The sequence below is a fragment of the Gloeocapsa sp. PCC 7428 genome, assembly GCF_000317555.1.
Lineage (GTDB): Bacteria > Cyanobacteriota > Cyanobacteriia > Cyanobacteriales > Chroococcidiopsidaceae > Chroogloeocystis.
Genome location: NC_019745.1, coordinates 4,571,207 through 4,586,068, shown reverse-complemented (window position 1 = coordinate 4,586,068; position 14,862 = coordinate 4,571,207). Strand labels below are relative to the sequence as shown.

Below are 14,862 nucleotides of genomic sequence, written 5' to 3'. Positions count from 1 at the left end.
TGTTACAGTTTCTGGAAATCAGGCGTGACTTCTAGAAACCATTATGTTAGAACGATGGAAAAATCGAGTCCCCTTAGCTGCGGGTGCAGGATTATGTGCTGTGCTGGTTGGGGTAGCAGTGATAGCCACAAATAACGATTGGTTGCAGTCACCACAAGACAACTCATTGCACGCGATCGATCATCCAAAATCGTCGGTTCTGCCATTAGTACCGCTGTCGCCTACAGCGCGAATGGTACAACTCAGTGCGATCGCCCAGTTACCCCCCTCGCCAGATCGCGATCGCGCCCGCTATGTGTTAGCAAATGACTATCTGCAAATTCAGCAAGCCGAACAAGCGCTACAACTTCTCGAGGGTTTAGACCAAAGTTACCCTGTACTCGCTGCACCAATTCTCGCCAAACGCGCCCAAGCTTACGAAATTTTGGGTGATACCACGAACGCACAAGCAACGTATCAAGAATTACTGGAACGATATCCTTCGCATCCGGTTGCCGTTGAAGCATTGTATGCATTAGGAAAAACAACACCGCAGTATTGGCTGCGGGCGATCGCGCAGTTTCCTTCGCATCCCCGCACGCTAGAAATCGCCCGCTTGTTACTACAACAAAATCCGAATCAACCACAGTTGATCCTACTGCTTGCGAGATATGGTTATGAACAGCCAGGCGTTGTTGCAGTATTAGATCGACTTGTTAGTAACTATTCAGAACAATTACAGCCGCAAGATTGGGAAGCGATCGCGATCGCCTACTGGGAAAACCAAGTTTACTCAAAAGCTGCAACAGCTTATCAACAAGCACCACGTACAGCGTTAAACGTCTATCGCATTGGTCGAAGTCTGCAATTAAGTAATAAACGTCCTGAAGCGATCGCTGCTTATCAACAACTTATCCGCGAGTTTTCCACTGCATCTGAAAGCGGTACAGCGTTGCTAAACTTGGCACAAATTACCCAAGATAATAACCAGAAAATATCATACCTCGATCAGGTTGTCAACCAATTTCCTCAACACGCCGGCGAAGCCTTAGCGCAAAAAGCAGCAATTCTCGATAACTTGGGAAATAAAACATCTGCTGCGCAAACGCGACAATTGCTATTAAACAAGTACGGTGATTCTGATGCTGCGGTTGAGTACCGCTGGAGAATGGCACTCCAAAAGGCTGCGAATAAAGACTACCGAGGAGCATGGCAATGGGCGCAGCCAATTCCTACAAGTAATCCGAAAAATATTTTGGCTCCTCGCGCTGGATTTTGGGTTGGTAAATGGGCGCAGCAACTAGAAAGACAACAAGAAGCGAAAGCGGCATTTGAATATGTCTTAAGTCAATTTCCGCAATCGTATTATGCTTGGCGATCGGCAACGATGCTAGGGCTAGATGTTGGTAACTTTAACACTGTCCGCCAACTCAATTTTGAGATTACACCTCCACAACGCGCAGTTTTACCCGCAGGATCAGATACGTTAAAAGAACTCTATCAATTAGGACAAGATACCGATGCCTGGGCGCTGTGGCGCGCAGAATTTCAAAATTATCATCAACCGACTGTAGCCGAACAGTTTACTGATGGATTGCTACGAACGGCGATCGGGCAGCATTTGAAAGGCATTAATTTAGTTTCAACGCTAGAAGACCGCGAATCTCCTCAAGATCAAACTGAGTATCAAGCACTGCGACAAGAGTTAACGTATTGGCAAGCGCGTTATCCATTTCCCTTCTTTGAGGAAATTACGACTTGGTCGCAAAAGCGTCAACTCAATCCTTTTTTGGTAACAGCACTCATTCGCCAAGAGTCGCGCTTTGAACCAAAAATTCGTTCGGTTGCGGGCGCTGTGGGGCTAATGCAAGTGATGCCGAGTACGGGAGAATGGATCGCGCAGAAGATTGACTTGAAGGAGTATAACAAAGAGAATCCTCAAGATAATATGCGCTTGGGTACGTGGTACTTGGATCACACGCACGAACAGTACGATAATAATTCGATGCTGGCGATCGCCAGTTACAATGCAGGTCCAGGAAATGTTTCCCGATGGTTGAGAACGCTCAACACCAGAGATCCTGATGAATTTGTCGAAGCGATTCCTTTTGAAGAAACTAGAGGCTACGTTCGACAGGTATTTGGTAACTATTGGAACTATTTACGACTGTATAACCCCGAAGTAGCTCAGTTAGTCGCAAGCTACACAAAGCGTCAAACGTCTTCTCTACCGCAACCACCACAGTAAATTGTACTCGTCTATACAATTATTTGCATTCGCCAGCGTTGACTTGCATTAAAGTAAATACTGAGTGATTTTTCTGTCTAAAGTTTTACAATCCATAAGTAAATCTACTTGCCATAACACATCGATTTTTAGTTGTAAAACTCGACCGAGTTACTTTTACACTTAATATTCTTATTGGATGGCATAATGTTTCAAAAGCATCCGTTTGGATTTTTGTCAATAGTGCGGTGCGGTAGTGCGATCGCCTTGCCTACTTTAGTCACCTTCGGTGTTATCTCGTTTTTGCCAAGTACAACACCTATAGCCAAAGCGAAAGGCGAGGAATGTATTTTCCAATCATCGGTTGCAGGTCTAAATTTAGTATCACTTAAGATTAGTCCCTCAGTCATCGAAGGTCGCCGTCAACCGGAAGGCGAAGTCACCCTGTCAGCACCTGCACCTACTGGTGGTGCTGTAGTACTTGTAGGTAGCAATTTTTACGGTGCTAACCCTGGTTATTGTGTCATCGTTCCCCAAGGCAAAACGAGTCAAACATTTAGTATCTTTACTTACAGGCAATCAACAACTTCCAGGGGCAATATTTTTGCAAGTTACGGCGATACCTTTTTGGAAGCCGAGTTGACCGTAACACCGTAATTGAGGAGTCAGAGGTTAGACTTTTTAGGGCATAATATTGCAGGCTTTTAGCTGCGAACTCTTGTCTACCAGATAAAATAGATCGCAGATCTTGCAATAAAGCTAACTCATGACGCCGCCCTCAGATTTAGATAGTGCAACAATGCCCGATCCAACGACTGACTTGGAACAAGAAACCAAGACTGACAATAGCAACCAGGATTGGGAAAATAACTACTTAAATGAGTTACCTGGCGAAGTAGAAATGTCGCTGTTCGATCACTTGGAAGAGTTGCGACAGCGAATTTTTTATTCCTTGATTGCGGTAGTGATAGGTGTTGTCGGCTGTTTTATCGCAGTTAAACCGATCGTTCAGTTACTCGAAGTTCCTGCTCAAGGAGTAAAGTTTCTACAGCTAGCGCCAGGAGAGTACTTTTTTGTTTCGCTCAAAGTCGCAGGCTATAGTGGTTTGCTCTTAGCTAGCCCGTTTATCCTTTACCAAATTATTCAGTTTATCTTACCAGGGCTAACACGCCGCGAACGCCGCTTAGTCGCACCAATCGTTTTAGGTTCAACCGTGTTATTTGCTGCTGGATTGGTGTTTGCTTATCTAGCCTTGATTCCGGCTGCGTTAAAGTTTTTTATTAATTATGGTGCTGATGTCGTCGAACAACTGTGGTCGATCGACCGCTACTTTGAGTTTGTGCTACTGCTATTGTTTAGCACAGGTTTAGCTTTTCAGATTCCCGTTATTCAACTGCTGCTTGGGGCTTTGGGAATTGTTTCTTCTAAACAAATGCTGGCGGGTTGGCGCTATGTCATTCTTGGTGGAGTTGTCTTGGGTGCAGTCTTAACACCTTCAACTGATCCTTTAACACAAAGCCTTTTGGCGGGTGCTGTATTAGGACTTTACTTTGGTGGAATTGCTGCGGTTAAATTAATCGGTAAATGACAGAAATTACGTACAGCGATTTTGAGAAAGTAGAAATTCGCGTTGGTAAGGTTGTTAAAGTTGAAGATTTTCCCAAAGCAAGAAAACCAGCATATAAACTGTGGATCGATTTTGGCGCGTTAGGAATTAAAAAATCGAGTGCGCAAATTACGAAGTATCGCCACGAAGAGTTGACAGGTAAGCAGATTCTCGCCGTTACCAACTTTCCTCCGCGCCAAGTTGCGGATTTTATGTCCGAAGTCTTAGTTTTAGGTGTCGTTCTCGATAATGAAGAAGTTGTCCTCATTAAACCCGATCGCGACGTTCCCCTGGGCAACAGAATTTTGTAAGTCTTTCCCAAGCCTCCTGACCCCTGACTAGATCAACCACTCCGAAGCACGTTCGCCGAAGTCTAAATCGAGAGGAATACTCACAGCTTTACCGAGTCGGGGACGTTCGCGGGTTTGGGCAATAAATTGCTGTACTTGCTGCGTTCCACCCAAGGCGTGAAGATAATTAGCGATCGCATCTAAGTGTTCTTGATATTCTGCTTCAGTAAGCGGAAAAGACGCTTGCTCTAAGTACTTCCACATCACCTGAAGAAAAACTTTGCCCTGGACGCGGCGTAGCTGGACGTCGTAAGATCGCCCCCACTTATTTAACAATATCTGGCGTAACTCCTTTCCTGTCATTTCGTTGCAATTGCCTTTTACATTTCGTTATAAAGTAAAGCTGCGTAACTCAGGTATGATACCAATATAAAGAAATGTAATGATCCTCTGAAAAAGGCTGGAAACACTCTTAAAAGAGGGATTTGAAAGTTGTTGTGAGTCGTGGTAGACCGACTCCAACAGAGGATAAGTGAGGTTCTGGGAGCAAATCTCAGCGTTGTTAACAAAGATACAAGCAAAGAGCAGAAATTATGGCTCAAATGTCTAAATCCATGGACGTACCCGATATGGGGCGTCGTCAATTCATGAACTTGCTCACCTTTGGTACGATTACCGGAACCGCTCTAGGAGCATTGTATCCGGTAGTGAAATTCTTTATTCCGCCGAGCAGTGGTGGTGCTGGTGGTGGTGTCAAAGCCAAAGACGCATTGGGCAATGATATTAGCGTCAGTAACTTTTTAGAAACGCACAATCCAGGCGATCGCGTCCTCGCGCAAGGACTCAAAGGCGATCCGACTTATATCGTCGTCGAAAGCAAAGAAGCGATTGGCGATTACGGTATGAACGCGGTATGTACTCACCTCGGTTGTGTGGTTCCTTGGAACGCTGCCGAAAACAAGTTTAAGTGTCCGTGTCATGGCTCGCAGTACGATGAAACCGGCAAAGTTGTCCGAGGTCCCGCACCTTTATCGTTAGCACTCGTACACGTGAGTACAGAAGACGATAAAATTTCCATCACTCCCTGGACGGAAACTGATTTTCGGACGGGTGAACCACCTTGGTGGACTTAAGATAATCAAGTGACTAGCCCTTAGTCTTTTGCCCTTACATTTGACCTTCGTCACACATAAGTGTTTGGTTACTGATGAAAAAAGCTTTGTTATCAACAAAAGCGATTGTCAATACGGTAATTATAGCGATCGCTACTGTTAGTTTCTTTCTCGCGAGCGACCTGGCGTTACCCCAGGCGGCGGCTGCTTATCCTTTTTGGGCACAACAAACCTATCCTGAAACTCCGCGCGAACCTACAGGGAGAATTGTCTGTGCCAACTGTCACCTTGCTGCTAAACCCACCGAAGTCGAAATTCCGCAATCGGTGCTTCCCGATACGGTATTTGAAGCAGTTGTGAAAATTCCTTATGATACCAATACGCAGCAGGTACTCAGCGATGGTTCCTTAGGCGGATTAAATGTAGGTGCTGTATTAATGTTGCCGGAAGGCTTTAAGATTGCCCCTCCTGAACGTATTTCAGAGGAGATGAAAGAAAAAGTCGGCGATCTTTACTTCCAGCCCTATAGCGAAGAGAAAGAAAACATCGTTATTGTTGGACCTTTACCAGGCGAACAGTATCAAGAAATCGTTTTCCCTGTACTGTCCCCCGATCCGAGAACAGACAAAAATATCCACTTTGGTAAATATCCGGTTCATGTAGGTGGTAATCGCGGACGAGGTCAGGTTTACCCTACGGGTGAGAAAAGCAATAATTCGGTTTATAATGCCTCTGCCGCCGGTACAATTACCAAAATTGACCAAACTACCGATGAAAATGGGACAACTCAGTACCAAGTCACCATTAATACTGATGCGGGTGAAACGGTTGTTGAGACAATTCCCCTAGGACCAAAACTGCTTGTTTCAGAAGGGCAAACAGTTGCTGCTGGTGATGCTTTAACCGATAACCCGAACGTTGGTGGATTTGGTCAAGACGACGGCGAAATCGTTCTCCAAAGTTCAGCAAGAATTCAATGGTTAATGGCATTCTTAGCCGCAATTATGTTGTGTCAAGTCTTGCTAGTACTGAAGAAGAAGCAAGTCGAGAAAGTACAAGCAGCGGAAATGAATTTCTAAACTTGACTTTTTTAAATTCTTTGGGACAGGTTCATCGCCTGTCCTTTTTTATGAACTTGTCAAAAGTTCTTGCACAATTTGTAAACCTGTAAGTAATTGCCAACTAAAGAATGCTAAAAGACAAAGATTAATGCCAATGTGAAGATATCGCGCCCAGTGATGACCACGCTGCATCACAGGAGCCAATGCCGCAGAAATTGCAATTAACGCTGTCATTCCTAATCCAACAAATAAATGAGAATTAACAGGAATTTCACCCGCGCTTAAGTAGGTAATAATAATACCTCCGACGGCACCAGTTACCATTATCGCCAGCGCGATCGCGCCTGATTGATAATGTCGCAGTGAATATTTACCTTTGATTAATTCTTTTTTGCTATCACCGTGAGCATTGCGAGTGCGGCGAACTTGAAAGCCAAGATACGCAGTATAAAGCAAGTAAGCAAACAAGCCAAGCATCAATACAGGATGAACCAACTGTATGAGAAAGCTAAGACTGAGGAAATTACCGGTATTCGTTGCTTCCATTGCTTATCTCCTTACTTCGGCTGATTGCTTGGAATAAAAAGTACAGAACCAACGGTGAACAAAATGCTTGCTGAAATGTGCAAAAGCGATGAAAAGGAAATGCCTTTAACGTTCTCTAAAATGGCATCGAATGTAAACATAATAGAACCGATGAGAAATAACCAACTGACAAGCAATTCGCGGTCAATCTTACTTTTAGATTTTGTATTGTCAAAATGCTGATGATGGTGTATGGGAATGACTTTTTCGTCTTGTTGTTGGGATTGATAAATGAATTGTTGATTTGGTGACATGACAATTTTTCCTCTATCAGTCAAAGTTCAAAGGGTACTAAATGCCTTTGTTCAGATTGCGATTGAGCTACGGCTGACGACGTGTAATATCCTCTAATAAAGAAAATCTGGCTTGTGGTTGCCAACCGAGTTGTATTGCTTTATCTGCCGATGTTTGATTATTAATTGAGAAGAAAGCCGCAATTCCACGTCCCCAATGTTGAGTTGCTTGTTCTAAAGAAATTCCTTTAACTTGGCAACCGACAACATCGCCGATTCTTTGAGCGATCGCTTTTTCGGAAATTCCTGATTCGGTCGCTGCGTGATAAATTGAACCCGCAGGTGCTTTTTCTAAAGCTAGGACATACAATTGGGCAACATCATCAACATCGACCGCAGAGACTTGATGTTCGCCTGGTGCAATATAGTAAGCAACGCCACTTTCTTGTGCTTCTTGTACGCGCATTGGAATGTAACTCGTACCACCGTCACGCCCGTAAATGTAAAGTGGTAGACGCAAGACAACACCGCGAATATTCTGCTTGCTAGCGTTGATGACTGCGGCTTCAGCTTTGGCGCGTTCTGCGAGAAAGAAGTTTGTGGCAATTGCATAGTTTTCATCGGCAATTTCTGCACCTGTGTCACCGAGTACGCTAGTATCAGACGTGGCAATCAAAGGTTTACCTGAACCTGCTAAACCCTGAGTGAAGGCGGCGATGACTCGACAATCGGTTTGCACTGCGCCAGCCCAATCATCAAAATCATGAATGAATGCGGTATGAATCACGCCATCAGTTTGTTTTGCAGCAGTTACGAGTGATTCTGGATGTTGTAAATCGCCGATAAAAGGCTTGATATTTCGCTTTGCGAGTTTTTCGGCAGTCGTTTCGTTTCTTGCTAATCCCACAACGGTATGTCCTGCGGCTTGGAGTTTTTCGGCAACAACACTCCCTATGTAGCCTGTAGCACCAGTTAGAAATACATTCATCGTGAATTCTCCTACTGTATTTCTACTAATTCAACGTTTGGCGTGCGATTAGTTTATGAAATCGCCAGGTGAATAATCCTGCAACAGTTGCGATCGCAACCGATTGTCCAATCCACAATCCAATACTGCCCAAGTTGAACCAAAAGCCGAGTCCATAACCCACCGACAAACCAATACCCCAATAGCCCAGGACATTGAGCAACATCGGAATTTGCGTATCTTGAAGTCCTTGTAACGAACCGTACACCGCCTTTTGAAAACCATCTAAGACTTGGGCGATCGCCGCAATAATGAGTAGCGGTAAAGCAATGGCAACAATTGCGGCATTTTCTGGATTTTGAACATCGAGATAAATGCCAACGATCTGTTTTGGAAACAACAAAAAGGCGATTGAAACACCCACCATGAAGACTGTCGTCATACCCATACTTACCCAAGCAGCTTGCTGGATACCGATGCGCGATCGCCGCCCTAACCATTGCCCAACGCGCACTGTGGTTGCGTAAGAGATTCCCAATGGCACCATAAACACGACAACGATCGTTTGAAAGACAACCTGATGTGCTGCTAATACTTCTGTGCCTAATGTTCCCATCCAGAAAGTAACCACCAGAAAAAATCCGATTTCTAAACCAGAAAATAATCCAATGGGTACGCCTACCCAAGTTAATTCCCAGAGAATACGTAATCTCACGCGGTGAAGTTCTTGAAAAATGCGATATTTCCTCAAATTTTGATTTTTAAAGACATACAGTGCTAATGCAAAGAACATTCCCCATAGCGCTATGACACTCGCGACTCCCAATCCAGCAAGCCCCATTCGAGGAAAACCAAATTTACCAAATCCTAAGACATAATTCCCGATAATATTAAAAGTCGTTCCAGTCACCACAATCATCATCACTGGACGCGCCTGCGAAAGCGCGGAAACTGTAGCACGTAGCGCCGCAAATCCTACTGCGGGAAATAAACCCCACAGCATAATATCTAAATAGGTATTGACAAGTTGTACATTTTTTGCCGTCTGCCCGCTATAGCTGAGCCAGGTATCAAGATGTGCAGTAAAGATCATCAACGGTAGTGCAACCAACAGCGCTAACCACAGCCCTTGACGGGCTACTTGCTCGATGCGCGTTTTTTTCCCTGCCCCAAAGGCTTCGGCAATGAGTGGGCTTACGCCCATCACAACGCCACTCGCCGTGGTCATAATCGAGAGAAAGATAAGTGCTGCAAGTCCCCCTGCGGCTAATACTTCGGCTCCCATTCTGCCCATCATCACGGTATCTGCAAAGCCTGTAGCAGATTGGGCAACTTGAGCGCTAGCAAGGGGAATCGCTAACTTTAGAAACTCGCGCACTTCAGTATGAATATGCTTTGGCATCTGCATAACAGTCATTGTGAAATTCCCTGGAAGACTTGCTACACCGTTACTTTAGAAAAACAAGTAGTGTGAAATCTTTCTGTTTTTTGCTGTTTTGTCAAAATCTTGCGGGTAATTTGTTGTCATCAAATCGCCGCTGATCGCGCTTCATCAACTTTCAATGTTGTGCCACTAATAAACTTGGCATCATCACAAATGAGAAAAGCGACAACTTTCGCAAGTTCAGCATAAGTAGCTGGACGACTCCACATGAGATCGTGAGGGACATTCCAGCCTGCAAGTTCTTCGAGGTTGTCCGCTACAAAAAATGGAGCTACTGAGTTCATGCGAATGCGATCGCTGCGATACCGCTTAGCATAAAGCTTCGTAAAGCCTTCCATTGCTGCTCGGAGCGTACCACTAAAGGGAGTTCCCAAGTCTGGCTCTTGCGAATCACACGCAGAAATATTGACGATCGCCCCGCCTCCTTGTTGACGCATCGGTTCTGTAACAAATCGTGCTAACCGCACCACGCTCAAAAACAACATCTCAAAGTTCTCTAACCACATCTCGTCGGAAATTTCTAATAAATCCAATCGAGGTGGATCGCCAAAGCTATTCACTACAGCATCAATCCGCCCAAATTGATTTAACGTGGTTTGCACCAACTGTTCTAAATCCTGTAGATTTGACATCGATCCTTGCATGGCAATTCCGCCGAGTTCCTGCGCCAAATCATGAATACTCGGCGATCGCGCCAACAGTGAAACTGCATATCCCTGTGCCGCCAACTCGCGCGCACAACCTGCACCAATACCGCGACTGGCGGCTGTTACGATCGCAACCTTTTGACTCATTGTTTGTCCTCTATTAATTTATTCTTTTAAGTTAAGCTTTGCTGTCTTAGAACCGAAGACTTGATATTGGCAAAACATCTGTGCTGAAAAAGAACAAATGCTGAATGTTTTTAACCAACTGCCAGAATTAATCGCCTTTGTGGAAAGTGTCGAGTGTCATAGTTTCAGCGCAGCCGCGCGATCGCTCAACACAACTCCTTCTGCAATTAGTAAACGAGTTGCAAAACTAGAAGATCGCCTAGGAGTACGATTATTGCAACGAACAACGCGATCGCTCAATTTAACAGTAGAGGGAACCGCCTATTACGAGCGTGTATCGCGTTTGCTGCGAGAACTCAATGAAGCAAATGATTTAGTCATTTCCGGTGGAAAGCCACGCGGTAAGCTGAATTCACGAATTCAGTAAAAATTAGTTTCTGCTAAGAAGCTAAGGATACTAAAGTTAAAAATTAAAGGTATTTTCATAGGTTATGATGCTTGGACAATACTCTAAGCTTCGGTTGCTACAATGTTATTTCTGATTGACCAATACAATAGCAATCCAGGTTTGTTTACTCCTCACCACGCCTTAGGACGTGATGAGGAGGGTATTCACTAGGAACAAAGATAGATATTTGAATTAGTTGCAATTCATATTGGTTACTACACCATTTTTTGAAGTAACATAACAAGATTTACCGCCTGGCGCTGTCAGCACATCAATTGTATCTGCACCGTTTTCTATGGTTACACGATCTATTTCACCAATTTTTCCCTTGCTCCAAGTTGTACCATCGGGCGCTGTATAAGTCTCTACTTGAGGCTGTGTTGTAGTAGTTACGGGTTCGCTATTGTTTGAACACATACCAAAAATAAATGACAATAAGAAAGCTGCGATAATAGCACCGCCTATTGTTTCATTCTTATTCTTTTTTCTCTTGAGTTGATCGTGCTTAGTTTGGTCATAAATATATTCATTGCAAGTATGGCACTTAAGCTCAGGTTTTTTTAATTCAGAAGGTATTATTTTGAATACGTTAACACAATAAGGGCAAGTAACATATTCAGTTTGATTTGCATTATATTTCCTACCATTTGTGGTAGCTAGTTGCTCTAATTGCTTTTCCTCCTCGACTTTAGTTTTTAACTTATTAATTCAGTATTCAAAGCATTTTTTCATAATAAGAAATAGTTGGTTTAATCGGTTATTTTTTTATAGCTTAACTCTCATAATTAAATCTTAAATTCGTTTCTCTCTAATATTAATTTTTGAGAACCATAGTAGCATTTCCTCTTTTTTTACTATAGCTATAGTTGGTCAAAATATTATTTTTGCTATCATCTGTCACTTATTTTGTAATTAATCAAAAACTCTATAATTATCATTAAAAGCATAGATATTGAACATCTCGTTATGGTATATTTGGTTCAATAAAATAACTCTAAAAAGCTAAATATTTATTGCAATTGTACTAAATAATTATACAATCGTGAACTTTTCATTACGACTTGAAATACGGGTAGTTATTTATCAAATTTTGTATCACTTTTTTGTAGTCTAGAGCATCGGTAAATTTATCATTTTTGACGACAAGTACCTCAAGGATTTCCGTGCAAGCTTGGTTGACAAAATCAAGGTTAGTACGACGAAAAAGCACGATACAACCATTGGATCGCTTTTACCTTTAGTTACGCGATCGCGGGAATAATATTTAATATCCTCTCCGCCAAATAGCGGCTTCCTTGGGTTACGCTTCAAGGCACGAAAAAGTCGTCCGCGTCTATCCTAAATTTTGGGCATTTTTTTGTAGTTAATTATCTATTGCTTAAGAAATTGCATTTAATCCTTTTTTTTCAACAAGATTAAGAAGTTTTAGTGCAGGGCCTCCAGGTTTTTTTACTCCTCTCTCCCAATCAGAAACAAGGTTTTTAGAGACATTCAAATGTCTTGCAAATACTGGTTGTGACACATTCTCGCGTTCTCTAATCTCTTTAATGCGTTCTGGACTAATTTCTTCAATAGGAGTAAGACAGCTTTCATCAAACTCTCTCATTGTTTGCTTATCTATTGCGCCAACTTCGTACAAACCTTGTGCAGTTTCATGAATAGCTGCAAAAGCTTCACTACGGTATCTTTTACTACTTTTATTATTCTTAATCTTAAATTTCTTACTCATCTATTGACACCTCTATCCAAGTACCATTAGCTATTGCTGCTACAATAAGTTCATCTGATAATTTGAAAACCTCTTTAGCGAGTTTTTTAAAAGCTGCAAGTTCTTCTTCCGAGATATTCTGTCGCTGATTTTTAGGGAAACCGAAAACAAAAAAAGCTTTGTCTCCTTTTTTAAAGATAATTATGCTTCTATATCCGCTAGACTTACCTTTCCCTTGTTTTGCGATGCGCTGTTTTATAACTCCACCACCTAGATCAGCATCTATCAATCCTTGCTCTGCTCTGGTAACTGCCTCTAACAGCACTTCATCAGTTATTCCCTCCTTCTTAGCAAAGCGTTGAAACCATGAGTTCTTAAAGACGCGCAAACTAGGCTCTCTACTAGATTCCTGTTTGATACTATCACACTTAGTGTGATACTTTAATGCAAAAACCTGATTCTTGGCTGAACTTGGGAGTTTTTGTTGTTGTTGTGGCGCTATTGAGGTTCAAATTAAATGAATATCATACAATCCTGCACCGAAGGCTAATTGTTGATCCATCTATGAGAAGGCAAAATTAGCCTGTAGCCTTCTTGTGCTTTGCACAGCACCCAGCTATCTCAAAACGTATGGTATGCCTGCAACTCCAGTAGATTTGATTCAGCATAACTGTTTACGCTATCTCTTCAATGGACAACGACTTTCTTGGGAATTCCTAATCGATGGTGTGTGGCAAACTGTTCGTGTGAGTGGTTCGTTTAATTCTGATAATGGTGGAGCATTGAAAAATGCTGCCTTAGCAGGACTCGGTATCACTCGTCTACTGGGTTTTCAAGTGCGAGAGGAAATTAAGACACAGCAGTTAATTGCACTATTTCCCGAACAACTCCCCTCCGGTTTAATCGTTCAAGCGGTATTCACCCATCAACGTCATCTCTCGCCACGAGTTCAAGTTTTCCTGGAATTTCTTACCAAGTATTGTGCTAGTTTTCAATTAGCGTAAATTTAGATTATGGATGTTTTTCATCTGTTTTCTGCTTAACGAAGCTCAAGAAGATTTTGCAACGAATACCGTTAGACCGCGAGGAATACACTCTACCTCGACTGGGGTGGTACCAATGATTTCACCATCTACTACCACTTTCTGCGGCGGATTTGTCGTCACTTTTAACCGACGAGTGCGACCATGAATGACGTTCTGTTGATTTACCTCAGTTTTTGTAATTGCGGCTCCTAACAGTCGAAGCATAGTTGTCACTGCATGAAGTTTGTTTTCTGCGGTGGCGATCGTGACATCAAGAAGTCCATCATCTACGATCACTTGCCCTGCGCCTTGCGCGAGGATCGATGTGGGCGGAGCAGCATTCGCAATTGTAATTGCACCCGCTTCAAATTTGTAGGTATTTTCCTCAGCCTCAATTTCCGTTTCAAAGGTTTCCTGCTCATCAATCGATTGCCAACCTGCCATAAGATAGGCAAGCGTACCCCATTGATCTTTTAACTCGCGATTAGCAGCTTCCACGACATTTGCTTCGTAACCGATGCCTGCTAACAAAATCATAGGAAAACCATTACAGTAGGCAGCATCTACCGTCTGAGCGTGTTCGGCAAGAATAATCTGGCAAGCATTGCGCACAGATAACAATCCAGGAATACCCAACGCAACGGCAAAGGCATTTGCTGTACCTCTGGGAATAATACCCAACGGAATTGCCGTGCCAATTAAAGCACCCGCAACAGCGGAAACAGTTCCATCCCCACCAGCTGCAATAACTAAATCGGCATGATTTGCGATCGCGGCGTGAGCCAGTTGTGTTGGATTCACCTCTGGTGTTGTTTGATGAATTCTCAAACTGAGGTGAGGCTCTAGTAATTCCCGAATCAATAATAAATCTTGTTGGGCATCGCGCTGACCTGACACGGGATTGAAAATAAGGTGTGCAACGCGTGTTTTGGCAAGTTGAGTTGCGATCGCCTCGGCAGTTGCTAGATTCGTTGCTACGGCAACGTTATGAATATGACAAAGATGCAATAAGGCATCTCGATGCGGTTGGGAGCGAGAAATAAGCGGATCGACTAGAAAAATGACTGCTAGAACATTACCACTAGCAACCTCAGCCGCAATCTGAATCACTCCACCGCGAGAACCTGTTAATTTCTGCTCTACAAATAATCCGGTTGCAGTTTGAATCTGTTCGCTTGTCTTCGCGGTAGCAATCAGGTGGTAGCGCGACAAAATAGGCGCATGAGCTAATGCAAACTGTACAATGTCTTCTTTGCGACTGTCATGAGCAATAAGTGCGATCGTGTTAGCCATAATTAGAAGCGGTAACAACAGCATTACCAATCATGAAACACTTTCTTGAATGACAGCCTGTTGCGATCGGTATAATTTCTGGTGAAGATACAAAAGAAGTAGAAGCTCAAT

18 protein-coding genes are annotated in these 14,862 nt (G+C 43.2%); 8 read left to right on the top strand and 10 right to left on the bottom strand.

The window, feature by feature from the left end; all coding sequences use genetic code 11:
• Positions 1–43: 43 nt before the first annotated feature.
• The 4 genes from GLO7428_RS20200 (at position 44) to GLO7428_RS20185 (ending at position 4,123) form a co-directional block, all read left to right on the top strand.
• Positions 44–2,227: a transglycosylase SLT domain-containing protein gene (locus GLO7428_RS20200; RefSeq protein WP_015190436.1), complete on the top strand. Its 2,184-nt coding sequence runs from the start codon at positions 44–46 to the stop codon at positions 2,225–2,227.
• A 186-nt stretch (positions 2,228–2,413) separates the two neighbouring features.
• Positions 2,414–2,863, top strand: a complete 450-nt coding sequence (locus tag GLO7428_RS20195; protein ID WP_015190435.1) for a hypothetical protein — start codon at positions 2,414–2,416, stop codon at positions 2,861–2,863.
• A 109-nt stretch (positions 2,864–2,972) separates the two neighbouring features.
• Positions 2,973–3,794 (top strand): twin-arginine translocase subunit TatC, encoded by an 822-nt coding sequence (gene tatC / locus GLO7428_RS20190; protein WP_015190434.1) that lies wholly within the window; start codon positions 2,973–2,975, stop codon positions 3,792–3,794.
• Complete coding sequence (locus GLO7428_RS20185; RefSeq protein WP_015190433.1) at positions 3,791–4,123, top strand: tRNA-binding protein; 333 nt, start codon at positions 3,791–3,793, stop codon at positions 4,121–4,123. The genes tatC and GLO7428_RS20185 overlap by 4 nt, the downstream gene beginning before the upstream one ends.
• Positions 4,124–4,150: 27 nt before the next feature.
• On the opposite strand, the gene GLO7428_RS20180 is transcribed toward GLO7428_RS20185, so the two are convergent.
• Positions 4,151–4,465: a DUF3067 family protein gene (locus GLO7428_RS20180; protein ID WP_015190432.1), complete on the bottom strand. Its 315-nt coding sequence runs from the start codon at positions 4,463–4,465 to the stop codon at positions 4,151–4,153.
• A 230-nt stretch (positions 4,466–4,695) separates the two neighbouring features.
• On the opposite strand from GLO7428_RS20180, the gene petC reads away from it, so the two are divergent.
• Entirely contained in the window at positions 4,696–5,235 is a 540-nt protein-coding gene (gene petC / locus GLO7428_RS20175) for a cytochrome b6-f complex iron-sulfur subunit (RefSeq protein WP_015190431.1), read from the top strand.
• Between the two features lie 74 nt (positions 5,236–5,309).
• Positions 5,310–6,293, top strand: coding sequence for a cytochrome f (petA, locus tag GLO7428_RS20170; protein ID WP_015190430.1), 984 nt, complete (start codon positions 5,310–5,312; stop codon positions 6,291–6,293).
• A gap of 48 nt (positions 6,294–6,341) precedes the next feature.
• Here petA and GLO7428_RS20165 read toward each other — a convergent pair whose 3' ends face one another.
• The 5 genes from GLO7428_RS20165 to GLO7428_RS20145 form a co-directional block, all read right to left on the bottom strand.
• Positions 6,342–6,821 (bottom strand): DUF4079 domain-containing protein, encoded by a 480-nt coding sequence (locus GLO7428_RS20165; RefSeq protein ID WP_015190429.1) that lies wholly within the window; start codon positions 6,819–6,821, stop codon positions 6,342–6,344.
• An 11-nt stretch (positions 6,822–6,832) separates the two neighbouring features.
• Positions 6,833–7,114, bottom strand: coding sequence for a hypothetical protein (locus GLO7428_RS20160; RefSeq protein WP_015190428.1), 282 nt, complete (start codon positions 7,112–7,114; stop codon positions 6,833–6,835).
• A 67-nt stretch (positions 7,115–7,181) separates the two neighbouring features.
• Positions 7,182–8,081, bottom strand: a complete 900-nt coding sequence (locus GLO7428_RS20155) for an SDR family oxidoreductase (protein WP_015190427.1) — start codon at positions 8,079–8,081, stop codon at positions 7,182–7,184.
• A gap of 25 nt (positions 8,082–8,106) precedes the next feature.
• A complete protein-coding gene (locus GLO7428_RS20150; protein WP_015190426.1) occupies positions 8,107–9,477 on the bottom strand; it encodes an MATE family efflux transporter in 1,371 nt (456 codons plus the stop codon).
• 110 nt (positions 9,478–9,587) lie between these two features.
• A complete protein-coding gene (locus GLO7428_RS20145) occupies positions 9,588–10,298 on the bottom strand; it encodes an SDR family oxidoreductase (protein ID WP_015190425.1) in 711 nt (236 codons plus the stop codon).
• Between the two features lie 97 nt (positions 10,299–10,395).
• On the opposite strand from GLO7428_RS20145, the gene GLO7428_RS20140 reads away from it, so the two are divergent.
• Entirely contained in the window at positions 10,396–10,704 is a 309-nt protein-coding gene (locus tag GLO7428_RS20140) for a LysR family transcriptional regulator (protein ID WP_015190424.1), read from the top strand.
• Between the two features lie 213 nt (positions 10,705–10,917).
• Here GLO7428_RS20140 and GLO7428_RS20135 read toward each other — a convergent pair whose 3' ends face one another.
• The 3 genes from GLO7428_RS20135 to GLO7428_RS20125 form a co-directional block, all read right to left on the bottom strand.
• On the bottom strand, positions 10,918–11,160 hold the full coding sequence (locus GLO7428_RS20135; protein ID WP_015190423.1) for a hypothetical protein: 243 nt from the start codon (positions 11,158–11,160) through the stop codon (positions 10,918–10,920).
• A 943-nt stretch (positions 11,161–12,103) separates the two neighbouring features.
• Positions 12,104–12,454 carry a DNA-binding transcriptional regulator gene (locus tag GLO7428_RS20130; protein ID WP_015190422.1) on the bottom strand — a complete coding sequence of 117 codons (351 nt, stop codon included), beginning with the start codon at positions 12,452–12,454 and terminating at the stop codon, positions 12,104–12,106.
• Positions 12,447–12,821 (bottom strand): type II toxin-antitoxin system RelE/ParE family toxin, encoded by a 375-nt coding sequence (locus GLO7428_RS20125; protein WP_015190421.1) that lies wholly within the window; start codon positions 12,819–12,821, stop codon positions 12,447–12,449. The genes GLO7428_RS20130 and GLO7428_RS20125 overlap by 8 nt, the downstream gene beginning before the upstream one ends.
• A 208-nt stretch (positions 12,822–13,029) precedes the next feature.
• Here GLO7428_RS20125 and GLO7428_RS20120 point away from each other — a divergent pair, with 208 nt between their 5' ends.
• A complete protein-coding gene (locus GLO7428_RS20120; RefSeq protein ID WP_071882387.1) occupies positions 13,030–13,437 on the top strand; it encodes a substrate binding domain-containing protein in 408 nt (135 codons plus the stop codon).
• Between the two features lie 45 nt (positions 13,438–13,482).
• Here the strand turns inward: GLO7428_RS20120 and GLO7428_RS20115 are convergent, their stop codons facing one another.
• Positions 13,483–14,751 (bottom strand): methylglyoxal synthase, encoded by a 1,269-nt coding sequence (locus GLO7428_RS20115; RefSeq protein ID WP_041918706.1) that lies wholly within the window; start codon positions 14,749–14,751, stop codon positions 13,483–13,485.
• Positions 14,752–14,862: the final 111 nt, after the last annotated feature.

What these genes read in the sequence shown, in the direction of transcription:
- GLO7428_RS20200 (WP_015190436.1), top strand. Translation starts at nt 44, where the DNA reads ATGTTAGAACGATGGAAAAATCGAGTCCCCTTAGCTGCGGGTGCAGGA.
- GLO7428_RS20195 (WP_015190435.1), top strand. Translation starts at nt 2,414, where the DNA reads ATGTTTCAAAAGCATCCGTTTGGATTTTTGTCAATAGTGCGGTGCGGT.
- tatC (WP_015190434.1), top strand. Translation starts at nt 2,973, where the DNA reads ATGACGCCGCCCTCAGATTTAGATAGTGCAACAATGCCCGATCCAACG.
- GLO7428_RS20185 (WP_015190433.1), top strand. Translation starts at nt 3,791, where the DNA reads ATGACAGAAATTACGTACAGCGATTTTGAGAAAGTAGAAATTCGCGTT.
- GLO7428_RS20180 (WP_015190432.1), bottom strand. Translation starts at nt 4,465, where the DNA reads ATGACAGGAAAGGAGTTACGCCAGATATTGTTAAATAAGTGGGGGCGA.
- petC (WP_015190431.1), top strand. Translation starts at nt 4,696, where the DNA reads ATGGCTCAAATGTCTAAATCCATGGACGTACCCGATATGGGGCGTCGT.
- petA (WP_015190430.1), top strand. Translation starts at nt 5,310, where the DNA reads ATGAAAAAAGCTTTGTTATCAACAAAAGCGATTGTCAATACGGTAATT.
- GLO7428_RS20165 (WP_015190429.1), bottom strand. Translation starts at nt 6,821, where the DNA reads ATGGAAGCAACGAATACCGGTAATTTCCTCAGTCTTAGCTTTCTCATA.
- GLO7428_RS20160 (WP_015190428.1), bottom strand. Translation starts at nt 7,114, where the DNA reads ATGTCACCAAATCAACAATTCATTTATCAATCCCAACAACAAGACGAA.
- GLO7428_RS20155 (WP_015190427.1), bottom strand. Translation starts at nt 8,081, where the DNA reads ATGAATGTATTTCTAACTGGTGCTACAGGCTACATAGGGAGTGTTGTT.
- GLO7428_RS20150 (WP_015190426.1), bottom strand. Translation starts at nt 9,477, where the DNA reads ATGACTGTTATGCAGATGCCAAAGCATATTCATACTGAAGTGCGCGAG.
- GLO7428_RS20145 (WP_015190425.1), bottom strand. Translation starts at nt 10,298, where the DNA reads ATGAGTCAAAAGGTTGCGATCGTAACAGCCGCCAGTCGCGGTATTGGT.
- GLO7428_RS20140 (WP_015190424.1), top strand. Translation starts at nt 10,396, where the DNA reads ATGCTGAATGTTTTTAACCAACTGCCAGAATTAATCGCCTTTGTGGAA.
- GLO7428_RS20130 (WP_015190422.1), bottom strand. Translation starts at nt 12,454, where the DNA reads ATGAGTAAGAAATTTAAGATTAAGAATAATAAAAGTAGTAAAAGATAC.
- GLO7428_RS20115 (WP_041918706.1), bottom strand. Translation starts at nt 14,751, where the DNA reads ATGGCTAACACGATCGCACTTATTGCTCATGACAGTCGCAAAGAAGAC.